This window comes from Pseudomonas sp. ABC1 (genome assembly GCF_013395055.1).
GTDB lineage: Bacteria > Pseudomonadota > Gammaproteobacteria > Pseudomonadales > Pseudomonadaceae > Stutzerimonas.
This window is the reverse complement of record NZ_CP058349.1, coordinates 3713162-3736167: the sequence shown is the minus strand read 5'-3', so window position 1 is coordinate 3736167 and position 23006 is coordinate 3713162. Positions and strand designations below refer to the sequence as shown.

The following is a 23006-nucleotide window of genomic DNA, read 5'->3' as shown; positions in this document are numbered from 1 at the left end:
ACATGACCACCCCGCAACTGCCCTCCCCGTGCGAAGCGCTGGCGATCGCCGACAGCCTGCTGCGCAGCCGCTACGCTGGCGCCGCCTTCGCCTTTGTCGCCGGCTCGATCATTCGTGGGCACCGCCACCGGCATCCGCCAGGCCGAAGCCCTGCGTGACCGCCTGCCCGATGGCACCGACACCCTGGTCAGCTCGCCGCTGCTCCGGCGCCACCCGGACGCCACCGTGGCACTGGTCGCCCACGGCTTCGTCGCCAAGGTCATCCGCGCCATCGCCCTAGACGAACGCAGCGACCTGTTCGACTGGCAACTGGACAACGCCCACTATTGCGAACTGCAACTGGGCCTGCCACTGTCCCGCTTCGACAATACCCTCGACGACATCCACCAGGAATGACCATGAGCCAGCCAACACTGCATATCGGTCTGCTGCTGTTCCCCGGCCTGACCCAACTGGACCTGACCGGCCCCGCCGAAGTGTTCGCTCGGTTGCCCGGCACGTGCCTGCATCTGATCTGGAAGACCCTCGACCCGGTGGCCTCGGACCGTGGATTGAGCATCCTGCCGGACACCACCTTCCAGGACTGCCCCAGGCTCGACGTGATCTGCATCCCCGGCGGGCCGGGACAGATCGACCTGATGGACGACGCTACGACCCTGGACTTCATCAGGCGTATCAGTGCGGACTGCCGCCTGGTCACCTCGGTCTGCACCGGCTCGCTGGTGCTTGGTGCCGCCGGCCTGCTGGATGGCTACCGGGCGACCTGCCACTGGTCATCCCTCGACCAGTTGGCGCTGCTTGGCGCCCTCCCGGTCGAACAACGGGTGGTGCGCGACCGCAACCGCATCAGCGGTGCCGGTGTCACCTCCGGCATCGACTTCGCCCTGAGCGTGGTCGCCGAACTCGCCGGCGAGGACAGCGCCCAGGCGATCCAGTTGCAGATGGAATACGACCCGCAACCGCCCTTCACGGCAGGCTCGCCGCGCAGCGCACCACCCGCGCTGCTGGAGCGGGTCCGCGTCCAGAGCGCCAGCTTCATCGAGCGCCGCCGCCAGGCGACCTTGCGCGCGGCACAACGCTTGTCACTTGCGTCCGACCTCACGTCGTGAGCGAACACGTGCTGCTCCTGAACGGCGGCAGCCCCTCGCTCAATAGTCACCATGGGCAGACAACGACCTCCGTCGCTCCCGCGCAGGCGGGAGCCCAGGTGCGCGGGCTTATGACCAACACATCTTTCCTGCATTCACCACCGAAGATGACTGCTGGATAAGAGCCGGTAAACATGCGTGTGGGGCACCTGGGTTACCGCCTGCGCGTACTACGGTCTGACACGTCTTTTGCCTTCCCCACGACTCGGTGACCTTGCGTTCGGCGCTCCTGTGCGAATACCAGGCTACGTCCCGCCACTTGTCATCCACACAGCCGTCTTCTGCGGCGACTGTAGGAAGAAACCCGCCAGCCTTGGCCTTGCGCACCTGGGCTCCCGCCTGCGCGGGAGCGACGGGGTTGTGGCTTCTTCTCATGGTCACTTCGATATTTGCAGCGAGCCCGACCTGCCCTCGGAGCAACCTTCGCCGACAGGGATGTCGGCGTAGAGCTACAGGGATGTATTCATGCGTGTTGCGTAGAGGGGCTGGTCGGGCTCGCGACAGCACGGACGTCAGGACAACACCAGCGTGTTCATGACCCATCACGAACTGACTTGCCAATCCAGCTCCAACCTTCACATAGCAGGATTGCCCTGGCGCCCTTCCGACTGGCACGCACAGCCATTCCTGCTATCATTTGACGAAATTCGATCAATCATTTGAAGGAGGCAGTCATGCAGCCCCTCGCAAGATCGTCGACCTCAGGCACCCACCATCTTCATTTCTGGATCATGGCCCACGCGCTGGCGCAGCAGACCGAGCACCAACGTCTGCATCAGATCAGTCATGGGCTGGACGCTTCCTGGCTGGTCGCGGTGCGCTCGGCTTTCGATATGAAAGCGCCTGCCCTGGCGCTGCTGGTGAATCTGTCCACCTCGACCCTGGAACGGCGCATCAAGGGCAACGTCGCCCTCGACCCGGTGGCCTCCGAGCGAATCGACCGCCTTGCGCAGATCGCTGTACTCGCCGAAGAGGTTTTCGAAGACAAGGCCATAGCAACCGACTGGCTGGCGAGCGAGAACGATACCCTCGGCGGCAAGACGCCTCTCTCGCTGTGCGAGACCGAGCTGGGCGCACGCCAGGTGCGGCGGGTCCTGCATGCCATCGAATGGGGTGGCGTCGCCTGATGCGGGCCTGGCGCATTGCCAAGGCGGCACGGGCGGCGGACCTCTCCGGCAAGGGCGCGGCCATCGAAGGTGGCCGCTGGAACGACGCCGAAGTGCCCGCCGTCTACCTGGGCCTGTCGCCGGCGATCTGCTGCCTGGAAACCTTCGTGCACCAGACCCGGCGTCCGCTCATTCCGATGAAGATCAGCCTCTTCGAGCTGCCCGATGAGCCATCGCTGTACCTGGAACCGGAGCCCGCCAGCCTGCCCGATGGCTGGGCCACACTCCCGGCCGACCGGCCGAGCATGGGCTTCGGCACCCAATGGCTCGAACGTGGCGAACAGCTCGGGCTGATCCTGCCTTCCGCGGTGCTGCGGCTCGAACGCAACATCATGCTCAACCCCCTGCACCCCGCCATGGCCGATGTGAAACTGGTGGAAATACTCGACTTCGCCTACGACGAGCGCTTGTTCATTGCTCGGACCTGACGCCATGAAAACGCCCGGCGTGCTGCCCGGCGGACGCTCACTCGATCACCACTCGTGGCCAGCGCTCCTGGTAACGCTTCTGTGCGATCCGCTGGCGATAGGTCGACTCGCTGACCCGCGTCGGGTTGCGCCGGATGCGCATGGCGAACAAATCCCCCAGCCCATGGGGCGCGATGACATGCAGGCTGTCGTCATCCGCCAGGTACACCCCCACCGCCGTGGCGAACTCCGGCCAACTGGCCACCGCCTGCTCCAGCGAACGCAGCGGCTCGACCGCATGGCCGAAATACGCCTCGAACCACAGGTGCACACCCGCCTGGTTGGTCACCTCCCACGGCAAGCCGGGCGCTGACGCGCACAGGCGCGCCTGCAGCGCACGGTCGCGCTCGGCGGACAGGTCCTCAGGGTCGAAATAAGCCAGGTCGATATCGCTCAGTGCCGAGGGCATGACATGCCCATGCAAGTGATCCCACACCAGATTGCGTACCGCACCGGCACCGATGCACCAGTCGTCCAGCCCCAGCGACCTGGCAGCACGCAATGCCGCCATGAACCCATCAGCCTGGCGAACGATGCCCTTCAACCGCCGCTCACTCTCGTCCATCCCCGCCCTCCTGAAACGTCATCACGAAGCCTCAAAATCAATAAAATTTATATTTATAAACTTAATAAATAATACAAATACATAATTAACATAGAACGAAAAAGACTTTCACAGCACTTTTTAAAACGAATACCTTCTGTACCAGACCGACCCCGACACGGTGGAGGCAACGGATTCCTGCTGTCCTGCGCCATTCGGATCGGTGCTACTCCACCCGCTTGCCACCAGGTTTCCGACATCACGACCCCCTCGCTGACCGTCAGGAGCCACAGCCATGTCCACCCTTCCATACCCCCTGCAACCCCTCGTGCTCGCACTGGCCGTCAGCACCCCGGCACTGGCCGCGTCGACCATCGACGACGACCGCTTGCCCACTGTCACCGTCACCGCCGAACACCGCCAGGAAAACCTGCAGAAGACCCCGCTGGCCATTTCCGCCTTCGACGAGAACAGCCTGCGCGACCAGCAGATCAGCAATGTACGCGACCTCTCCGGCCGCGTACCCAACCTGACGTTGAACCGCCAGTCGATTTCCTACAGCGCCCAGACCTACGGTATCCGTGGCATCGGCGAGACCGACCCGATCCAGGAAGCCGCCGTGGCGGTGTACGCCGACGACCTGTATATCCCGCGCGCCATATCCTCGATGCTCGACTTCAACGACGTCGAGCGCGTGGAGGTGCTGCGCGGACCGCAGGGCACCCTGTACGGGCGCAACAGCGCCGCCGGCGCGGTACGTGTCATCACCCGCGACCCGGACCAGCAACGCCGGGGCTTCTTCGAACTGGGCGCGGGCAACTACGACGCACGCAATGGCCGCCTGCTGCTCAGCGGCCCGCTGGTCGACGACACCCTGTTCGGCAGCTTCTCCGCCCTGCGCCTGACCCGTGACGGCACCGTGCACAATCGCACCACAGGCAAGGACGTCAACAATGTCGACATCCAGTCCTACCGGGGCAAACTGCGCTGGGCGCCGGACGAGTCCCCGTGGGACGTGCAACTGACCCTGGCAGCCACCATCGACCGAGGCGACACCACCAGCTACACCCCCTTCGACCCGGCCACCGGACACTATGACAAGTTCAAGACCTACAACAGCCTGACGCCGAAGAACAAACTCGACCAGGGCAGCGCCGTGCTGCGGGTAATCCGCGAACTGGGCGACGGCCTGCAATTCAAGTCGGTCACCGCCTGGTCCGAGTTCGAACAGCCGGTGGACTACGACAACTCGGGCAAGGCCAACAGCGGCAACGCCTCGCCAATCCAGAACAACCTGATCCTCTACAAGCAGCGCTATGCCACCCAGGAATTCCAGCTCAACGGTGAAGGCGAACGCCTGAGCTACACCCTGGGCCTCTACCTGTACAAGGAGCGCTTCCGCGCAGAGCGCGACAGCCTCACCTACTCGGTGGCACAGGACCGGGTCAACGCCAGCGGCCAGTACAGCACCACCGACACCGAGAGCTATGCGCTCTACGGCCAGGGTAACTACAAGCTGACCCCGCGCCTGTCGCTGACTGCTGGGCTGCGCTACACCAGCGAGCACAAAAACTTCAGCTACACGAACTACGCCATCACTCCCGAGCAGGTGATCACCGGGATCAACTTCAGCGCGGACACCAGCGACTCCTGGGCGTCGCTCAGCCCCAAGGTAGGCCTCGAATTCGCCTGGAGCGACGATCTGGTGCAATACGGCTACGTGGCGCGTGGCTTCAAGGCCGGCGGCTTCGACAACCGTGCGCCCACACGGGTGGCCGCCGAGCAGGGCTTCGACCCGGAGAACGTCACCACCTACGAACTCGGCTTCAAGGGCGACTTCGTCGATGGCCGGCTGCGCAGCAATATCGCCGTGTTCTACAACGACTACGACGACCTGCAGACCAATGCCTGGGACCCGGCGATCAGCGCCAACCTGCGCACCAACGTCGGCAGCGCCCACACCTATGGCGTGGAACTGGAGAACACCGCCCTGCTCGTCCGCGACCTGCAACTGCGGGCCAACATCGGCTACCTCAAGAGCCAGTACGACGACTTCCAGAACGCCAGCGGCCCCGGTGTCAGCGCCGACGGCAAGGAGATGATCTTCGCCCCGCGCTGGAACGCCAGCCTGGGCCTGACCTGGACCATCCCACTGGACCTGCCCGGCGCCCTGGTAGCCACCACCGACTACCAGTACCAGACGCGTTCCTGGGCCAATGCGCTGAACGCCGATATCTACGAAGTGCCCGCCCAGGGCTTCTGGAATGCCAGCACCAGCTACGCCAGCGGCGATGGTCACTGGACCACCACCCTGTCGGTAAAGAACCTGCTCGACCGCGCCTACCCGCAAACCGTCGCCTACTCGGCTGCCAGCAACACCTCCCACTACGCCTTCAACGACCCACGCATCGTCCTGCTCAGCGTGCGCTACGACCTGTAGGCCTGGCCGCGTGCGCGGTACGGAACGCATTGACCCATCACAAGGAGAGACACCATGGGGCTCACCCGCAGAGACCTGATTTCCCGGATTGCCGCCGTCGGCGGTTACTCCGCCGCGCTCGGCACCATCAGCAGCCTCGGCCTGCTGCCGCGACCGTCGCAGGCCGCCACCTTCGAGCCACTGCAACTCGCCGGCAACGGCCAGGGCAAGCGCGTACTGATCGTAGGCGGTGGCATTGCCGGCCTGGTCTCGGCCTATGAACTGAGCAAGGCCGGCTTCTCGGTGAAACTGCTGGAGGCCCGCGAACGCATCGGTGGCCGCGTCTGGACCCTGCGCAACGGCGACACGGTCGAGCACAACGACGGCAGCCGGCAGACCGTCCAGTTCGATGATGGGTTGTTCTTCAATGCCGGCGCCGGACGCATCCCCAGCCACCACCAGACCATCCTCGGCTATTGCCGCGAATTCGGCGTGGAACTGCAGCCGCTGGTCAACAGCAGCCGCAGTGCGCTGGTGCAGCCCGACCTGAGCCAGCCACCGCTGCAATTGCGCCAGGCGGTCAACGACACCCGAGGCTGGCTCAGCGACCTGCTGTCGCGCAGCGTCAGCAGCCACAGCCTGGACCAGGAACTGCCCGCCGACGAGCGCAAGGCGCTGCTGGAATTCCTCAAGGTCTACGGCGATCTCGACGAGCAGTTGCACTACAAGGGCTCGCGACGTTCAGGCTACAGCCGCTTCGCCGGTGCCGGCGAGCAGGCACCGCTGATTCGCGAACCACAGGATCTGCGCCGGCTGCTCGACAGCAACCTGCTGCTGCCGCAGGTGTTCGAGGAAATCCCCGAATTCTCCGCCACCATGCTGCAACCGGTCGGCGGCATGGACCGCATCCCCCAGGCGTTCTACCAGCGGATCAAGCAGCACGTGCGGCTGAACGCCGAAGTCGTGCGCCTGGAAACCTCCGAGCAGGGCAGCAAGGTCCAGTGGAAGGATCGCCTGAGCGGTCGCCAGTACAGCGAGGAAGCCGACTACGCCATCGTCACCCTGCCGACCCCGTTGGTGGCCAAGCTGGCGAATAACTTCAGCGCACCGTTCCAGGCCGCACTGGCCCGTACCCAGGGCGATTTCGGCAACAAGGTGGCCTGGCAATCGCCGCGCTTCTGGGAGACCGACTACCAGATCTATGGCGGCCTTTCCTATATCAACCACGAAGCGCGCACCCTCTGGTACCCGAGCGAAGGGCTGAACAGCGCCCAGGGCGTACTGGTGGGCACCTACAACAACGGCGAGGTCGCCCAGGCCTTCGCCGAGAAATCGCTGCAGGCGCAATTCGCCTCCTCACGCCAGGCGGTGGAATCGCTGCACCCCGGCCACAGCGGCAAGCTGGCACGACCGCTGGCGATCAACTGGTCGAAGATCCCCTTCAGCGAAAGCCCCTGGATCGTCCATGGCCAGGACGCACCCAACCCCTCCTACGCCGAACTCAACCAGCCCCAGGGCCGTACCTGGCTGGCCAGCGACTCGCTGGCCCATGGCGGCGTAGGCATCTGGCAGAACAGCGCCGCCGATTCGGCGCGGCGGGTGGTCGAGCTGATCACCCGGCATGCCACACACAACCAACGCGGCGTCGCCGCCTGACCCTGGAAGACCTGCCCTATGAAAACCACCGCCTTGCTGCTGGGAGCCCTGATGAGCCTGTCCACCCTCTCTGCCCACGCCGACGCCATCAAGCGTGTCGATCCACCGGGTTCCAACTTCCCCATCTCGCAACTGATCACTGTCCCGGCCGGCAGCGCCCTGACCTTCGTCAGCGGCACCCTGCCGGACGTCGCCGATCCCAAGGCGCCGCCCTTCACCCTGGCCGCCTACGGCAACACCGAAACCCAGACCCTGTCGGTGCTGAACAAGATTCGCACGGCCTTGCGCAGCCAGGGACTCGACCTGGGCGACATCGTGCAACTGCGGGTCTTCCTGGTCGGCGACCCGGCCAACGACGGCAAGCTCGACTTCAACGGCCTGCAAGCGGCCTACACCCGGTTCTTCGCCACCGCCGAACAACCGAACAAGCCCACACGCACCGCGTTGCAGGTCGTCGCCCTGCCACTGCCCGGCGCCCTGGTGGAAATCGAAGCCATCGCCGCCAAGGCCCCCTGACCACACGTAGGGCGCACCACGCGCACCAAGCCCCGCAGCCCGGTGCGCGCGGCGCACCCTACGGCCAGTGATGTCCCATAAATCTCAGGAAGAGAACCATGCCTTTCACGTGCCCCCATCCAGCCAGCGGACTGCTGGCCCTCTCCATCGCCGCCGGCCTGACGGCTCCGGCCCTGGCTGATGACACCAACACCGGCGCCACCCGCTCGCCCCACCTGGACACGGTGATCGTCACCGGCAACCGTGGCAGCGAGGCGCGCACCGTCACCAGCAGCCCGGTGCCCATCGACGTGGTCAGCGCCAGGCAACTGCAGGAGACCGGTAAGCCCGGCCTGATGGAAGCACTGAGCGCCAGCATTCCCTCGCTGAGCCTGCCGGAAAAGAGCGGCTGGGACGCCAGCGGCATCGCCCGCGCACCGAACCTGCGCGGCCTCAACGCCGGACAGGTACTGGTACTGGTCAACGGCAAGCGCCGCCATACCAGCGCCACCTTGAACATCAACGGCATCAACGCCGGTGCCGCCCCCACCGACCTCGACCTGATCCCGATCAGCGCCATCGACCGCGTCGAAGTGCTGCGCGACGGCGCCGCCGCCCAGTACGGCTCGGACGCCATCGCCGGGGTCATCAACGTCATCCTCAAGGCCGACACCAGCGGCACCTCGGTGACCCACGCCGGGATCGGCTACGACGGCAAGAAGGACACCCTGCAACAGAGCCTGAACAAGGGCTTCGAGATCGGCGACGGTGGCATCGTCCAGCTCGCACTGGACGCCCGCACGCAGAACGACGACAACAAGGCGCGAGCCAACGGCTACAGCTACGCCGAGGCCCACGAGCGCGCCGGCAAGAGCACCTATGGCGGCTACGGCACGCCGAAGGTCAACCTGCTGACACTCGGCTACAACGCCGAGCTGCCGGTCGGCGACAGCCTGGAGCTGTATTCCTTCACCACCTGGTCATACCGAAAGGGTGAACAGGGCCAGAACTTCCGCCTGCCGACCATCGTCAACACCATCACCACCGGTCCCAACGGTCGCCCGTCCGGCTACGTGCCCACCTGGTACATCGAGGAAGACGACTTCCAGGCCGCGTTCGGCGCCCGGGGCGATGCCGCCGAGTGGACCTGGGACCTGTCCAGCACCTACGGACGCAACGCCGCCGAACAGGGCACCTGGAACAACCAGAACCCCTCGCTGGGCGAAGCCACGCCCGACGAATTCGAATCCGGCACCTGGATCGCCACGCAGCTCACCAGCAACCTCGACCTCAGCCACAGTTTCGACGTCGGCCTGATCAAGCCACTGGACCTGTCCTGGGGCCTGGAGCACCGCAAGGAAACCTACCAGGTACGTGCCGGCGACTGGGCCTCCTGGGCCGACGGCGGCTATTGCCGCGCGCCAGGCGAATGCGCCTCCTCCGGCGCCCAGGTAACCAACGGCATCTCACCCGCCGAGGCCAGCAGCGCCAGCCGCAACAGCGTCGCCAGCTACATCGACGTCGGCATCCACCCCGTGGAGAACTGGTACCTGGGCGGCGCCCTGCGCTACGAGCACTACAACCAGGGCGTGGGCGCTACCCGCAGCGGCAAGCTGACCACCCGCTACGACTTCACACCGGCCTTCGCCATACGCGCCACGGTGAGCAACGGCTTCCGTGCCCCATCGCTGGCCAACGACCTGTTCAGCGCCCGCTCGACCAGCTACGCGGTGATCAACAATGTCTACCAGTCCTACAACTTCGGCGTGCTGCCGGTAGACTCCGCCGCCGCCAGGGCGCTGGGCGCCAAGGCACTCAAGCCGGAAAAGTCCACCAACTTCAGCCTTGGCTTCACCTGGGTGCCGCTGCCCGAACTGTCGCTGACCGCCGATGCCTACCTGATCGACATCCGCGACCGCATCACCCTGACGGGTCGCCTGCTCGGCGACGAAGTGCGCCAGACCCTGGTGGCCAACGGCATCACCTCCACCTCCGGCGGGCAGTACTTCATCAACGGCGCCGACACCCGCACCAAAGGCCTGGACATCGTCGCCAGCTACGATCAGGACCTGCGCCGCTTCGGCTCGCTCAAATGGACCGCCGCCTTCAACTGGAACGACACGGAAATCCGTGACTACGAGCAAAGTACCGACATCCTCGGCGTCAGCTACTCGCTGATGGACCGCGACGCACGCAACCTGCTGACCAACGTGCAACCACGGACCAAGCTGATCCTCAGCGGCACCTGGCAGTACGGCGCCTGGACCAGCACCCTCGGCCTGACCCGCTACGGCGCCTACCGTGAGGTCAACGACGCCAGCGACCGCAGCTACGACCGCACCTACCAGGCCAAGTGGATCACCGACCTGGACATCGGCTATCGCCTGACCCACAACCTCGACCTGGACATCGGCGCGAAGAACCTGTTCGACGTCTACCCCAAGCGCCAGGGCATCGCCAGCAAGACCATGGACTCGGGCTACGGCACCTATTCGCCGTTCGGCTTTACCGGCGGCTATTACTACACTCGCCTGACCTACACGTTCTGAAACCGCTACCGGGCGCTCCCCGGTGCGCGCGGCGCACCCTACGGCCATCCACGATCAAGCATCACGCTGGATAACGCCTTTTCGTAGGGTGCGCCATGCGCACCGCTCACTCACCGAAATCCCCCGTCTCCACTCCCGAGCCACCCCACTCCAGCGGATAGATACCCTCGCGTTGCAGACGATGGAAACTCGACCAGGGCCAGTCGGCCACACGCCCGATCAGGCCATGCTTGACCGGGTTCCAGTGCAGGTAGTCCATATGCCGCTGGTAGTCGCTCCCGTCGCGAATACGGTGCTCCCAGAAGCGACGCTGCCACAAGCCGGCCTCACGCCTGGCGCACTGGCTGGCGGAAAGCATGAACACGGGCGATGACAATGTCTGGCTGGCCAGGCGTTTGATCATCGACCAGCGCCTGGAGTAGTTCGTGTCGGGCAATTCCCATATGCAGTGCAGATGATCAGGTAGCAGTACCCAACCATGAATACCAAAGGGATAGCGCCGGCAGACATGCTGAACGGCCTCGCGCAAAGCCTGCCGCACCTTCGCCTGTTCAAACAGCGGCCGCCGCCTGGCGGTCACCAGGGTAAAGAAGAACAGCGAGCCTTCCCTGGCACGACGGTAGTTGGGCATTGCCTTCTCTCCGATCACCAACCTTCCGGAAACATAGCCCGTGGAAAGAGAAGCGACAGCCTGATTCGTCCAGGAATGCGCGCCACATCACAGAAAACTTCGGGATTCGTTCGGTGCGCACGGCGCACCCTACGGCCATGTGCGTCATGCCAGGAACGGGTGGCTTGACGCACAGCCAATAAATACAACAAACACATAAAATAGATTTGTGATTATAAAAAATAAGAAATTAGCATAGAGCCAAAAATAATTTCACAGCGGTTTTTAATAGCTCTACCTTTCATCCACAGACCGACCCCATGCCTGGCGGAGGTGCCTCACGAATCCACCCCAGGAGCCTCTCGCATGTCCGATGTACCTCCCCTGCCCACACTCGAACTGGATACCGACATCTTGATCGTCGGTGGCGGCATGGCCGGTGCCTGGGCGGCGGTGGCGGCGCGCCAGGCGGGGGCCGAAGTGGTGCTGGTGGACAAGGGCTATTGCGGCACCAGCGGCGTCACCGCCGCCGCCGGGCCGGGGCACTGGTGGGTCGAGCCGGAGCAGCGCGACAGCGCGGTGGAGACCCGCGCCATCCCCACACTGGGGCTGGCCGACAAGCGCTGGATGCGACGCATCCTCGACGAGACCTGGGAGTGGCTGCCGACCCTGGCCCCCTGGTACGACTTCGGCACCGACGAGCACGGCAAGACCTGGTACGGCGCGGTGCGCGGTCCGGAATACATGCGTGCCCTGCGCCAACGCATCGAGCAGGCCGGTGTCACCATCCTCGACCACAGCCCGGCGCTGGAGCTGCTGCGCCGCGCCGATGGCTCGATCGGCGGCGCACGCGGCTGGCAGACCCGCCAGCGCCGGGCCTGGCAGGTCCGCGCCGCCGGGGTGATTCTCGCGGCAGGCGGTTGTGCCTTCAGGTCGCACCTGCTCGGCAGCGGCAACAACACCGGCGATGGCTTCCTGATGGCCGCCGAAGCAGGCGCCGAGCTGTCCGGCATGGAGTTCTCGCGCGAGTACTGCGTTGCCCAGGCACACACCGGCATGACCCGCAGCATGATCTACTCCTTCGCCACCTACTACGACGCCAGCGGCCAGGTGGTGGCGCCGGTGGAAGGCCCGGACCCATCGATGCGCACCGCTGGGCTGGCCCAGGCGCTGCTGCGCGGGCCGGTGTACTGCAACCTGCACCACACGCCGGAAGACATCCGCGAACAACTGCCGGAAATCTCCCCCAACGTGCAGTTGCTGTTCGACCGTGCCGGCCTAGCCCCCTACGAGCGCCCCTTCGAAGTCACCCTGCGCGCCGAGGGCACCATCCGTGGCACCGGAGGCCTGCGGGTGATCGACGAGCATTGCCAGACCCACGTGCCCGGCCTCTACGCCATCGGCGACAGCGCCACCCGCGTGCTGGTGGCCGGCGCCAACACCGGCGGCGGCGCGGTCAATGCCGCCTGGGCGCTGTCCTCGGGTATCTGGGCCGGACGCGCCGTCGCCGCCCTGGCGCAACGCGCCGGGCGACGCCTGGACGAACCCGTGGACGCCATCGGCCAGGCCGGCCTGCGCCCCAGCGAAGCGCCGCGCCCGGACAGTGGCGATGCAGCGCGTATCAGTGAAACCGTGCGCAACGAGATGCTGCCGCTAGAGAAGAACTTCTTCCGCACCGGCGAGAAACTCCAGCACTCTCTGGCCACCCTCGATGCTGCCTGGGACGACCTGCGTCGCCACCTCGGCGGCGCAGCCAACGAACAGGTGCGCAACCGCGAGAGCGCTGCCCTGGTCGCCACCGCCCGCTGGTGCTACCGCGCCGCATTGGAACGCAAGGAAAGCCGTGGCCTGCACTTTCGCAGCGACCTGCCGCAGACCGACGACAGCCTCGCCTATCGCCTCGCCACCGGCGGCCTCGACCGCGTCTGGGTGCGCCGCGAGGAAGCCCCTGTCCCGCAACGGCTAGAACCCCAGGAGTTGCCGGCATGATCGAAGTCATCGTCCAGTCGCGCTGCGACGGCTGCAACCGCTGTGTCGAGGTCTGCCCCGGCAACGTGTTCGACATCAGTGCCGAGGGCCATCCCGTCATCGCCCGCCAGGTGGATTGCCAGAGCTGCTACCAGTGCGAGCTGTATTGCACGGCCGACGCCCTCTATGTCGGCCACGACTGCGAACGCCCATTGGGCATCGACGAGGTACAGGCGCTGGCCTCCGGCACCCTCGGCCAGTACCGGCGCCACTCGGGCTGGGACGAATGGGCCGGCACCTACAGCAACCAGCAATGGCGCATGGGCCAGGTGTTCCGCCGTGCCGCCGGCTTTCGCAGCGGCACCATCGATGGTCTCGGCAAGCCATGAAGGCCCCATCGTCTCTCCGTCACACCTGCATCGGCGGGAATCCATGCGCTGACCGCCATACCGCGCACCTGGGTCCCCGCCTTCGCGGGGACGACAGCGGTGAGGTTGCGAAGGTGTTCCAACCGACCAATAGACGTTCCCTGTCCCACCGTCATTCCCGCGCAGGCGGGAATCCATGCGCCAGCCGCCATACCGCGCACCTGGGTCCCCGCCTTCGCGGGGACGGCGGCGGTGGAACTGCGATGGCATTCCAATCTGCCAACAGACGCGCCCTATCCCCCAGTCATTCCCGCGAAGGCGGGAATCCATGCGCCAGCCGCAACACCGCGTACCTGGGTCCCCGCCTGCACGGGACGACCACAGCATTTCAAGTTAGAAGGAGCTTCCCCATGTCGATCCGCCCATCCCTGATTGCGCTGCTCGGCCTTGCCCTAGCGCTCGCCTCGCCGCTTACGCTGGCCGCCGACTTGCAGCCCTTGCGCGTGGCCAACCAGAAGTCCTCGCTCAAGCTGCTGCTGGACGCCGCCGGCGAGCTGGACAATCTGCCCTACCGCATCGACTGGTCGGAGTTCGCCGCCGCCGCGCCGCTGGGCGAAGCGCTCAATGCCGGCGCGGTGGACGTCGGTGCCCTCGGCGATGCGCCCTATGTGTTCGCCCTCGGTGCTGGAGCGCCGCTCAAGGTGATCGCCATCACCCATGCCGACGGGCGTTTCAGCACCTCCATCCTGGTACCCAAGGACTCCCCGCTGCACAGCGTGGCCGACCTCAAGGGCAAGCGCATCGTCACCAACCGTGGCTCCATCGGCCACTACCTGGTGATCCGTGCGTTGCAGGATGCCGGGCTGAAAACCGCCGACGTGACCTTTGTCAACCTGCTGCCCACCGACGCCCGCAGTGCCCTGGAAAGCGGCAACGCCGATGCCTGGTCGACCTGGGACCCGTACACCACCATCGCCATCACCCAGAACGGCGCACGCATCCTGCGCAAAGGCGACGACCTGCTGAGCAACCACCTCTACCTGGCCGCCACCAGTCAGGCCATCGCTGACAAACGTGTGCAACTGGACGATTTCGTCCAGCGCCTCGACCGCGCCTGGCAATGGGTGAACCAGCACCCCGAGGCTTATGCCAGGGCCCAGGCGAAGGTCACCGGCCTGCCCCTCGAGGTGCACCTGACCTCGGCCAGCAACACCGACTTCCGCCCGGTGGCGATCACCGCGCAGGTCATCGACGGCTTGCAGAAGACCGCCGACATCTACCTCGCGGAAGGCGTGCTGACGCGTCCGGTGGACGTGTCCCAGGGTTTCGACGCCAGCTTCAACACAGTGCGCGAACTGCCCGACAGCCTGCCCATCAGCCACACCCAACCCCAGTGAATCGAGAGGAACCCACAGCATGAGCAAGCGACAGATCAGACTCGGCGCCATGATCCACGGCGTCGGCCACGGTTGGGGCGAGTGGCGCCACCCGGACGCGCGGGCCGACGCCAGCGTCGACTTCTCCTTCTACAAACGCCAGGCGCAACTGGCCGAGGCGGCGAAGTTCGACTTCGCCTTCATCGCCGACAGCCTGCATATCCATGAGAAATCCAGCCCGCACTACCTCAACCGCTTCGAGCCGCTGACCGTACTCTCCGGACTGGCAGCGGTGACCGAGCACATCGGCCTGGTGGCGACCATCACCGTCAGCTACACCGAGCCGTTCCAGGTGGCGCGCCAGCTCGCCTCGCTGGACCATATCAGCGGCGGCCGCGCCGGCTGGAACGTGGTCACCTCCTGGCTGTCCGGCACTGCCGACAACTTCGGCAAAGCCGAACACCCGCCGCACGCGCTGCGCTACCGCATCGCCCGCGAGCATGTCGAGGTGGTCAAGGGCCTGTGGGATTCCTGGGAAGACGACGCCTTCGTACGCGACAAGACCAGCGGTACCTTCTTCACTCCCGGCAAACTGCACACGCTCGGCCACCAGGGCGAGTTCTTCACGGTCAAGGGGCCGCTGAACATCGCCCGCTCGCCCCAGGGCCAGCCGCTGATCTTCCAGGCCGGCACTTCCGAGGACGGACGCGAGTTCGCCGCGCGCAACGCCGATGCGATCTTCGTCAGTCCGGAATCCTTCGAAGAAGCCCGCGACTACTACCAGGACTTGAAACGCCGCGCCGCCGAGGCCGGGCGTAACCCGGACGATTTGTACATCCTGCCCGGCATCCGCCCCATCGTCGGCCGCGACGAGCAGGACGTGGAAGAGCGCTACCGCCAGGCGGTCGAGCTGGTCAGTCTGGACGAAGCCATCACCGCCCTCGGCCGCCCGTTCAACGACTACGACTTCAGCGCCCACGACCCGGACGCACCCTTCCCCGCCCAGGACAGCCTGGCAGCGCTGGGCAAGGAGAGCAGCCGTGGCTTCGCCGAGCGCATCCTCAAGCTGGTCGCCGAGGAAAACCCGACCTTGCGTGAGGTAGCACTGCGCGTGGCCCAGCCACGCCGGGATTTCGTCGGCACCGCGCAGCAGGTGGCGGATGCGCTGCAACACTGGTTCGAACAAGGCGCCGCCGACGGCTTCATCGTCAACTCGCTGCTGCCCGATGGCCTGGAGAAATTCACCGAGCTGGTGGTGCCGGTGCTGCAGGAACGTGGCCTGCTGCGCCGCGAATACAGCGGCAAGACCCTGCGCGACAACTTCGGACTGGCCGTCCCGGCCAACCGCAACACCCTGCGCCGCACACAAGGAGAAGTGGCATGAGCGAATCGATCAACCAGTTGCTGGCCGACCTGCACGCCGAGCGCGAACGCACCTGGGCACCAGAGGCCCTGAAGATCAACATCGACCAGCGCCGCACCCTGGTCGAGCAGGCCGACCCGGCGCGCTTCGTCAAGGTCGGCGACAGCCTCGAACCGTTCAGCCTGGCGCCGGTCGAGGGCGGCACGCTGGGGCTGGAAGCATTGATCGCCAACGGCCCGGCGGTGCTGGTGTTCTTCCGCTTCGCCGGCTGCCCGGCCTGCAACATCGCCATCCCCTACTACGAGCGCAATCTGCAACCTGCGCTGCGCGAGCGCGGCGTACCGCTGGTGGCGATCAGCCCGCAGGTGCCCGAACGCCTGAAGGAGATCAAGGAGCGCCACGCACTGACCCTGCAGGTGGCCAGCGACCCGCTCAACGCCCTCGGCCGACGCCTGGGCATCCTCTATGAATTCGACGAAGCCTCGCGCCAGTCTTCCCTGGCCAAGGGACCGGGCATCGGCGACGTCACCGGCACCGGTACCTGGGAGCTGCCGCAACCGACCGTACTGGTGATCGGCCAGGACCGCCGCGTGCACTTCGCCGAGGTCAGCCCGGACTGGCTGGTACGCAGCGAGGCACAGCCGATCATCGACGCGGTGGATACGCTGCTGGAGCAGGACACCCGCGCCAGCAAACGCGCGTAGCACCACCATTGCCCGTACCCCTTGCGTAGGGTGCGCCATGCGCACCAGGCAGACCAAACCGCCACCAGCCCGAACGCTGGCGCCCGCCCCCCCAATCACCCATCACGAGCCTGCCTCACAGGCTCCGCAGGGGCTTCTTTTACCCAGTGAAGGAAGTTGCAGATGCATGCGTTCGTACCGTCCCAACCCACCCACCATCCGGCTCGAATCCGTTACCTGCTGCTGTGCGGCCTGGCCGGCAGCCTGTCGGCCCAGGCGGCGCCCTCGGAAACCGTACTCGATACCGTCTCGGTGATTTCCACCGGCAACCGCAGCAATACCCTGACCGTGGCCGACAGCCCATCACCCATCGATATCATCAGCGGCGAGCAGATCCGCAAGACCGGCAAGGCCAGCCTGCGCGAAGCGCTGGGCCGCATCGTGCCGTCGTTCAGCGCACCTGCGCAGTCTGGCGGCGGCACCTCCAACTCGGTGCGTCCGGTGTCGATCCGTGGCCTGTCCGGCGATCACCTGCTGGTGCTGGTCAATGGCAAGCGCCGGCACAACACCGCCGTCTACAACAACTTCGCCCGTATCGCCAGCGGCAGCGTGCCAGTGGATCTCGACCTGATCCCCACCTCGGCCATCGAGCGTATCGAGTTGCTGCGTGACGGTGCCTCGGCGCAGTACGGCTCCGACGCCATCGCCGGGGTGCTCAACATCATCCTCAAGCGCCAGGACAGCGGCGGCAGTGCCAGCATCACCACCGGCCAGCAGGAAGACAAACCCGGCGACCTGACCCAGACCGGGATCAACGGCGGCTTCGCCCTTGGCGACAACGGCGGCTTCTTCAACACTTCGCTGGATATCCGCCTGCAGGGGCCGTCCTACACGGCCGGCGATGCCCAGGGTTCGTGGTATTACCCGGTACTGAACGGCCAATCGGTGCCCTTCGGCACGCCCGGCGCCACCGCCGATCCGCGTGAGGAATCGGTCGACCGCCTGCTGGAAAAAGGCTACGGCCGCTCCAACCGCGACAAGGTCTACAACCTCTCGTACAACGCCGAGTTGCCGATCAACGACGTCACCTTGTACTCGTTCGCCACCTACAGCGACCGCAATATCGTCGATACGCGCGGCAGTTTTCGCGCCACCAACGTCTCGTCGATCCCGGAGATCTACCCCGACGGTTTCCACGCGCAACGGCTGATCGACGAGAAGGATTTACAGATCGCCCTCGGCGGCAAAGGCGACCTCGCCGGCTGGGCCTACGACCTTTCCACCACCTACGGCAAGGATGACGTGCGCCTCGGTGCGCAAAACACCCTCAACGCCTCCATCGGCCCGACCAGCAAGACCTCGTTCTACCTCGGCGCCCAGGAGTTCCAGCAGTGGACCACCAACCTGGATATCACCCGCCCGTTCGAGATCGGCCTGCCCAAGCCGCTGCAACTGTCGGCAGGCATCGAGCATCGCTGGGAGAAATACCTGCAAGGCGCCGGCGAACCCGACTCCTACCGCGACGGTGGTTATGAGTATCCGCTTGGGCATCCACGCGCGACGCAGAAACCTTCGCCCGGCCTGCAATCCTTCACCGGCACCTCGCCTGGCGATGCCGGCTCGCTGGACCGCGACAGCTACGCCTTCTACATCGACGCCGGCAGCAACCTCACCGAACGCCTGTACACCAGCGCCGCCTTTCGCTTCGAGCACTACGACGACAGCTCGGGCAACACCGTCAGCGGCAAGCTATCCAGCCGCTATGAGCTGACTCCGGGGCTGGCCCTGCGCGGCACCTTCAATACGGGCTTTCGCGCGCCATCGCTGGCTCAGCAGATATTTTCGGTCACGCAGAACACCGGCGTGCTCCAGGCCGACGGCACCACCCGCACCATCCAGGCACGCTACCTGCCACCCGGCAGCGCCGAGGCTCAGGCGCTCGGCGGCAAAGACCTGGAACCGGAGAAGTCGACCAACTTCAGCGTCGGTCTGTCGTGGGAGCCGGCCCGCAACGCACGCATCACCCTCGACGCCTACCGCATCGAGATCAAGGACCGCATCGTCAAGAGCGAGATCATCCAGGTCAGCAACACCTACTCCGCGCAATACAACCTCAACGGCGTCGACAGCCGCACAGACGGGATCGACCTGGTCAGCGAACTGCACAGCGACTACGGGCGTTTCGGCCAGGTGCGCTGGTCGGCGCTATACAGCCACAACCGCACCAGCATTCGCGACATCAAGGAAAACGGCGCCGCCGCCCTGCTCGGCAGCAACTACGTGACCTTCGGCCACCAGGCGCAGACCGACCTGACCCAGGGCAGCCCGCGCGACAAGCTGGTGCTCGGTGGCAACTGGCACATCGGCGACTTCATCACCGACCTGCGACTGACCCGCTACGGCAAATACACCGAAGCCGGTACAACGGCGGCGGCCGACAAGCAATTCAGTGCCAAGTGGATAACCGACCTCGACGTCACCTACCTGATCACCGACAACCTGTCGGTCGCCGTCGGCTCCAACAACCTGTTTGGCGTACGCCCCGACAAGCAAAACCCGAACGTGCTGCGCACCAACCTGGCCGGTAACGCCACCGAGATCAACAACCCCGACGAGTACGGCGCATTCAGTCCGTACGGCCTCAACGGCGCCTTCTACTACGCGCGCCTTTCCTACGACTGGTAACGACAAGAGGACACAGCCATGCCCGCAGAAAATGTCGTCGCACTCGCCTCCACACTCAAGGTCACGCAGCTGGAGCCCACGGTCGGCGCGGAAATCACCGGTGTCGATCTGGGCAAGCCGCTCAGCCCGAACCAGCGTGACGAGATCCACGCCCTGCTGCTCAAGCACAAGGTGATTTTCTTCCGCGACCAGCACATCAGCAGCGAACAGCAGATCGCTTTCGCCGCGCAATTCGGCGAGTTGTACGAACACCCGACCACCCAAAAGCAGGACAGCAACAAACCCCAGGCGCACCTGATCCTCGCCCGCGAAGCACGCGAGGCCTACGGCAATGCGCCCAAGGGCCGCTGGCACACCGATACCAGCTGGCTGCTCAAGCCGACCTACGGCGCGGTGCTGCGCGCCGTGTCGCTACCTGAACTCGGCGGCGATACCGTATGGGCCGATGCCGGGCTGGTCTATCGCGAGCTGTCGGATGAGTTGAAAGCGCGTATCGACAACCTCTACGTCACCCACAACTTCAAGTCGTCGCTGGACAAGGTCGGCTACGCCTACCCGATCCTCGCCCACCCGTTGGTGCGCACCCATCCGGAGACTGGCGAGGACACACTGTTCATCAACTTCTCCATGTCGCCCCAGGTGATCGGCTGGTCGGTGGAAGAAAGCCGCGCCCTGGTCGCCGAACTGCTCAAGGCGTTCAGCAACCCCGAATACCACGTGCGTTTCAAATGGACCGAGGGCAGCGTGGCGTTCTGGGACAACCGCGCCCTGCTGCACTACCCGGTCTATAACTACGGCGAATTCGAGCGAGTGATGGAGCGTGTGCTGATCGCCGACGACGACATTCCCCATCGCGTGCGCCCGGGGGCTCGAACATGAGCCGCCAACTGCACCTGGCCCTGTTCGTCACCCACGCCGGCAGCCACCTGGCCGGCTGGCGTCACCCGCTGGCGGAGAACGGCAACGCCCTGGACATCCGTCACTACCAGCGTCTGGCCCAGCGCGCCGAGGCGGCGAAACTGGACATGCTGTTCGTCGCCGACAAGCTGGCGCTGGACGATATCCACGGCGGCGACTTCGAGGCCGCCGTCACCTGGCGCCCCAGCGGCAGCCCGGAACCGCTGGCGCTGCTCTCGGCGCTCAGCGTACTGACCGAACGCATCGGCCTCGGTGCCACCATCTCCACCAGCTACCACCAGCCGTACCATGTGGCACGCCAGTTCGCCACCCTCGACCACTTCAGCGGCGGTCGCGCGGCGTGGAACGCGGTGACCTCGGTGAACGACGGCGAGGCACGCAACTTCGGCCTCGACCAGCACCTGGGCCACGCCGAGCGCTACGCCCGTGCCGGCGAATTCATCGAACTGGTGCGCACACTGTGGGACACCTGGGAAGACGACGCGCTGATCGTCGACAAGGCCAGCGGCCGCTACGCCGACGCCAGCCGCATCCACTACGCCGACCACCAGGGCGAACACTTCCGCGTGCGCGGCCCGCTGAACCTGCCACGCCCGCCCCAGGGCCACCCGGTGCTGATCCAGGCAGGCGTCTCCGGCACCTTCCAGGCACTGGCGGCGGCCAATGCCGAAGTGATCTTCCCGGTGCAATCGACCCTGGAAAAAGCCCAGGCCTTCTACCGCCAGTTCAAGCAGCAGGTGCTCGACGCGGGCCGCCAGGCCGATGCCGTCAAGGTGCTGCCCGGCCTCTACCCGATCGTCGCCGACAGCGACCAGCAGGCCCAGGACCTGGCCGGCGAACTGGACGAACTGATCCAGCCGATCGCCGGCCTGGCCTTCATGTCGGCGAGCATGAACTACGACCTCGCCCGGCATGATCCGCAGGCACCGGTGCCGGATATCCGCGACTTTATCCGTGGCAGCAAGGGGCGCTTCGACGTGGTCATCGGCAATGCCATCGAGGCCGGCTGGAGCCTGCAACAACTCGGGCGCTGGTACGCCTCCAGCCTGGCCTTCGCCAAGCTGGTCGGCTCGCCACGCACGGTGGCCGAGGAAATGGAGCGCTGGCTGGTGGAGGACGCTGCCGACGGTTTCGTGGTGATGCCGCCCTACAGCCCCGGTGGCGCGGAGCGCTTCCTCGACCAGGTGGTGCCTGAACTGCAACGGCGCGGCGTGTTCCGCCGTGAATACAGCGGCAGCACCCTGCGCGAGCATCTGGGGTTGCACAAGCCATAGCACAGGCATGGCGACCTGAGCGTGTCTTTTCAGAAACACTCCAGTACCCGCAATAATATAAAAATAGAAATAAATATAACCTTATCTCTATTCGTTTTTTGCATATTCAGCATGACTTTCCTAGTATCGATCACATGCCTTGTCGTACCCACCGGCGCCCTGTGCAAGCGCCCAGTACTTTTTCGATGAACAGGAGTTTTCCAACATGAGTCTCGAATTTATCGGCCTGATCGGCCCGCAGGAAGGCAGCGAATCCCAGGCCCCGCGTGGCCCCATCGTCGACGTGGAGTTCGTCAAGGCATTCGCCCAGGCACAGGAATACGGCGGTTTCGACAAGGTGCTGCTGGCGGTCAACACCAGCGCGCCGGATTCGCTGATCCTCGCCAGCTACGTCGCCGCGCTGACCGACCGCCTCGGCCTGCTGGTCGCCCACCGCCCCGGCTTCCAGGCACCGACCTTCGCCGCGCGCCAGTTCGCCACCCTCGACCACCTGAGCCAGGGCCGCGCCGCGATCAACGTGATCACCGGCGGCGACAGCGGCGACCTGCAGCGTGACGGCGACTTCCTCGACAAGGATGCACGCTACGCCCGCACCGACGAATACCTCGACGTGTTCCGCAAGACCTGGACCAGCACCGAAGCCTTCGACCACCAGGGCGAGCATTACCGCATCGAGGACAACCTGACCCTGGTCAAACCGTTGCAGAAGCCTTACCTGCCGATCTACTTCTCCGGTGCCTCGGACGCCGCCGTGGAAGTCGCCGCCAGGCACGCCGACGTCTACATGATGTGGGGCGAGCCGGTGGAGCAGATTCGCGAGCGCATCATCCAGGTGCGCAAAGCCGCCGCCAAATATGGCCGCGAAAAGCACATCCGCTTCAGCCTGTCGCTGCGACCGATCCTCGGCGCCACCGAGGACGAAGCCTGGGCCCGCGCCGAACGCATCCTCGCCGACGCACGGGAGCTGGTCCACCTGCGCAAGAACACGCGGCGCGAGAAGAACTTCGGCAAGAGCAACATCGGCTCCGAGCGCCTGGTCGACCTGGCCAGCCAGCGCAAGGTGCACGACAAGCGCCTGTGGACCGAAATCGCCGCGCTGACCGGGGCCGCCGGCAACTCCACTTCGCTGGTGGGCACGCCGGAGCAGGTCGCCGAGGCCGCGCTGGACTACTACAACGTCGGCGTCAGCACCTTCCTGTTCCGTGGCTTCGAGCAACTGCGCGACGCGGTGGAGTACGGCCAGGACCTGCTGCCGCGCATCCGCGCGCTGGTCGAGCAGCAGGAGAAAGCGGGCAAGGTCCAGGCCGGCTGAGGCAA

Annotated in this window: 20 protein-coding genes; 18 read left to right on the top strand and 2 right to left on the bottom strand. The window is 65.5% G+C overall.

From position 1 onward, the window contains the following. Positions 1-2: 2 nt before the first annotated feature. The 5 genes from HW090_RS16425 (at position 3) to HW090_RS16405 (ending at position 2742) form a co-directional block, all read left to right on the top strand. Complete coding sequence (locus HW090_RS16425) at positions 3-158, top strand: hypothetical protein (protein WP_218673548.1); 156 nt, start codon at positions 3-5, stop codon at positions 156-158. Continuing rightward, complete coding sequence (locus tag HW090_RS16420) at positions 115-396, top strand: hypothetical protein (protein WP_179114537.1); 282 nt, start codon at positions 115-117, stop codon at positions 394-396. Before HW090_RS16425 ends, HW090_RS16420 begins: the two co-directional genes overlap by 44 nt. A gap of 2 nt (positions 397-398) precedes the next feature. After that, positions 399-1109 (top strand): DJ-1/PfpI family protein, encoded by a 711-nt coding sequence (locus tag HW090_RS16415; RefSeq protein WP_179114536.1) that lies wholly within the window; start codon positions 399-401, stop codon positions 1107-1109. Positions 1110-1822: 713 nt separating this feature from the next. Next, positions 1823-2275 (top strand): antitoxin Xre/MbcA/ParS toxin-binding domain-containing protein, encoded by a 453-nt coding sequence (locus tag HW090_RS16410; RefSeq protein ID WP_179114535.1) that lies wholly within the window; start codon positions 1823-1825, stop codon positions 2273-2275. Continuing rightward, positions 2275-2742 (top strand): RES family NAD+ phosphorylase, encoded by a 468-nt coding sequence (locus HW090_RS16405; protein WP_179114534.1) that lies wholly within the window; start codon positions 2275-2277, stop codon positions 2740-2742. The genes HW090_RS16410 and HW090_RS16405 overlap by 1 nt, the downstream gene beginning before the upstream one ends. Positions 2743-2779: 37 nt before the next feature. Here HW090_RS16405 and HW090_RS16400 read toward each other — a convergent pair whose 3' ends face one another. Further along, positions 2780-3346: a nucleotidyltransferase family protein gene (locus tag HW090_RS16400; RefSeq protein ID WP_179114533.1), complete on the bottom strand. Its 567-nt coding sequence runs from the start codon at positions 3344-3346 to the stop codon at positions 2780-2782. Positions 3347-3620: 274 nt separating this feature from the next. Here HW090_RS16400 and HW090_RS16395 point away from each other — a divergent pair, with 274 nt between their 5' ends. The 4 genes from HW090_RS16395 to HW090_RS16380 all read left to right on the top strand — a co-directional run bounded on the left by HW090_RS16395 (position 3621) and on the right by HW090_RS16380 (position 10444). Continuing rightward, the gene (locus HW090_RS16395; RefSeq protein ID WP_179114532.1) at positions 3621-5765 is read left to right on the top strand and encodes a TonB-dependent receptor; all 2145 of its coding nucleotides are present in this window, start codon (positions 3621-3623) and stop codon (positions 5763-5765) included. Positions 5766-5819: 54 nt separating this feature from the next. After that, on the top strand, positions 5820-7400 hold the full coding sequence (locus tag HW090_RS16390) for an FAD-dependent oxidoreductase (protein WP_179114531.1): 1581 nt from the start codon (positions 5820-5822) through the stop codon (positions 7398-7400). 18 nt (positions 7401-7418) lie between these two features. Then, positions 7419-7916, top strand: coding sequence for a RidA family protein (locus tag HW090_RS16385; RefSeq protein WP_179114530.1), 498 nt, complete (start codon positions 7419-7421; stop codon positions 7914-7916). A 98-nt stretch (positions 7917-8014) separates the two neighbouring features. Continuing rightward, positions 8015-10444 (top strand): TonB-dependent siderophore receptor, encoded by a 2430-nt coding sequence (locus HW090_RS16380; RefSeq protein WP_179114529.1) that lies wholly within the window; start codon positions 8015-8017, stop codon positions 10442-10444. Between the two features lie 106 nt (positions 10445-10550). Here HW090_RS16380 and HW090_RS16375 read toward each other — a convergent pair whose 3' ends face one another. Beyond that, entirely contained in the window at positions 10551-11075 is a 525-nt protein-coding gene (locus HW090_RS16375; RefSeq protein ID WP_179114528.1) for a transposase, read from the bottom strand. Positions 11076-11420: 345 nt separating this feature from the next. On the opposite strand from HW090_RS16375, the gene HW090_RS16370 reads away from it, so the two are divergent. The 9 genes from HW090_RS16370 (at position 11421) to HW090_RS16330 (ending at position 23001) form a co-directional block, all read left to right on the top strand. After that, positions 11421-13043, top strand: coding sequence for an FAD-dependent oxidoreductase (locus HW090_RS16370; protein WP_179114527.1), 1623 nt, complete (start codon positions 11421-11423; stop codon positions 13041-13043). Beyond that, complete coding sequence (locus HW090_RS16365; RefSeq protein WP_179114526.1) at positions 13040-13411, top strand: ferredoxin family protein; 372 nt, start codon at positions 13040-13042, stop codon at positions 13409-13411. Before HW090_RS16370 ends, HW090_RS16365 begins: the two co-directional genes overlap by 4 nt. Positions 13412-13800: 389 nt before the next feature. Then, positions 13801-14787, top strand: a complete 987-nt coding sequence (locus HW090_RS16360) for an ABC transporter substrate-binding protein (RefSeq protein WP_179114525.1) — start codon at positions 13801-13803, stop codon at positions 14785-14787. 19 nt (positions 14788-14806) lie between these two features. Further along, complete coding sequence (locus tag HW090_RS16355) at positions 14807-16150, top strand: LLM class flavin-dependent oxidoreductase (RefSeq protein ID WP_179114524.1); 1344 nt, start codon at positions 14807-14809, stop codon at positions 16148-16150. Next, positions 16147-16833 (top strand): peroxiredoxin-like family protein, encoded by a 687-nt coding sequence (locus HW090_RS16350; protein WP_179114523.1) that lies wholly within the window; start codon positions 16147-16149, stop codon positions 16831-16833. Before HW090_RS16355 ends, HW090_RS16350 begins: the two co-directional genes overlap by 4 nt. 162 nt (positions 16834-16995) lie before the next feature. After that, positions 16996-19497 (top strand): TonB-dependent siderophore receptor, encoded by a 2502-nt coding sequence (locus HW090_RS16345; protein WP_179114522.1) that lies wholly within the window; start codon positions 16996-16998, stop codon positions 19495-19497. An 18-nt stretch (positions 19498-19515) separates the two neighbouring features. Then, positions 19516-20376, top strand: coding sequence for a TauD/TfdA family dioxygenase (locus tag HW090_RS16340; RefSeq protein WP_179114521.1), 861 nt, complete (start codon positions 19516-19518; stop codon positions 20374-20376). Beyond that, on the top strand, positions 20373-21689 hold the full coding sequence (locus HW090_RS16335; RefSeq protein ID WP_218673547.1) for an LLM class flavin-dependent oxidoreductase: 1317 nt from the start codon (positions 20373-20375) through the stop codon (positions 21687-21689). The genes HW090_RS16340 and HW090_RS16335 overlap by 4 nt, the downstream gene beginning before the upstream one ends. Before the next feature lie 205 nt (positions 21690-21894). Beyond that, on the top strand, positions 21895-23001 hold the full coding sequence (locus HW090_RS16330) for an LLM class flavin-dependent oxidoreductase (RefSeq protein WP_179114520.1): 1107 nt from the start codon (positions 21895-21897) through the stop codon (positions 22999-23001). The last annotated feature ends 5 nt before the right edge of the window (positions 23002-23006 follow it).

Bases quoted from the DNA above. Each gene is read 5' to 3' on its own strand.
- HW090_RS16425 (WP_218673548.1), top strand. From the start codon at position 3: ATGACCACCCCGCAACTGCCCTCCCCGTGCGAAGCGCTGGCGATCGCC.
- HW090_RS16415 (WP_179114536.1), top strand. From the start codon at position 399: ATGAGCCAGCCAACACTGCATATCGGTCTGCTGCTGTTCCCCGGCCTG.
- HW090_RS16410 (WP_179114535.1), top strand. From the start codon at position 1,823: ATGCAGCCCCTCGCAAGATCGTCGACCTCAGGCACCCACCATCTTCAT.
- HW090_RS16405 (WP_179114534.1), top strand. From the start codon at position 2,275: ATGCGGGCCTGGCGCATTGCCAAGGCGGCACGGGCGGCGGACCTCTCC.
- HW090_RS16400 (WP_179114533.1), bottom strand. From the start codon at position 3,346: ATGGACGAGAGTGAGCGGCGGTTGAAGGGCATCGTTCGCCAGGCTGAT.
- HW090_RS16395 (WP_179114532.1), top strand. From the start codon at position 3,621: ATGTCCACCCTTCCATACCCCCTGCAACCCCTCGTGCTCGCACTGGCC.
- HW090_RS16390 (WP_179114531.1), top strand. From the start codon at position 5,820: ATGGGGCTCACCCGCAGAGACCTGATTTCCCGGATTGCCGCCGTCGGC.
- HW090_RS16385 (WP_179114530.1), top strand. From the start codon at position 7,419: ATGAAAACCACCGCCTTGCTGCTGGGAGCCCTGATGAGCCTGTCCACC.
- HW090_RS16380 (WP_179114529.1), top strand. From the start codon at position 8,015: ATGCCTTTCACGTGCCCCCATCCAGCCAGCGGACTGCTGGCCCTCTCC.
- HW090_RS16375 (WP_179114528.1), bottom strand. From the start codon at position 11,075: ATGCCCAACTACCGTCGTGCCAGGGAAGGCTCGCTGTTCTTCTTTACC.
- HW090_RS16370 (WP_179114527.1), top strand. From the start codon at position 11,421: ATGTCCGATGTACCTCCCCTGCCCACACTCGAACTGGATACCGACATC.
- HW090_RS16365 (WP_179114526.1), top strand. From the start codon at position 13,040: ATGATCGAAGTCATCGTCCAGTCGCGCTGCGACGGCTGCAACCGCTGT.
- HW090_RS16360 (WP_179114525.1), top strand. From the start codon at position 13,801: ATGTCGATCCGCCCATCCCTGATTGCGCTGCTCGGCCTTGCCCTAGCG.
- HW090_RS16355 (WP_179114524.1), top strand. From the start codon at position 14,807: ATGAGCAAGCGACAGATCAGACTCGGCGCCATGATCCACGGCGTCGGC.
- HW090_RS16350 (WP_179114523.1), top strand. From the start codon at position 16,147: ATGAGCGAATCGATCAACCAGTTGCTGGCCGACCTGCACGCCGAGCGC.
- HW090_RS16345 (WP_179114522.1), top strand. From the start codon at position 16,996: ATGCATGCGTTCGTACCGTCCCAACCCACCCACCATCCGGCTCGAATC.
- HW090_RS16340 (WP_179114521.1), top strand. From the start codon at position 19,516: ATGCCCGCAGAAAATGTCGTCGCACTCGCCTCCACACTCAAGGTCACG.
- HW090_RS16335 (WP_218673547.1), top strand. From the start codon at position 20,373: ATGAGCCGCCAACTGCACCTGGCCCTGTTCGTCACCCACGCCGGCAGC.
- HW090_RS16330 (WP_179114520.1), top strand. From the start codon at position 21,895: ATGAGTCTCGAATTTATCGGCCTGATCGGCCCGCAGGAAGGCAGCGAA.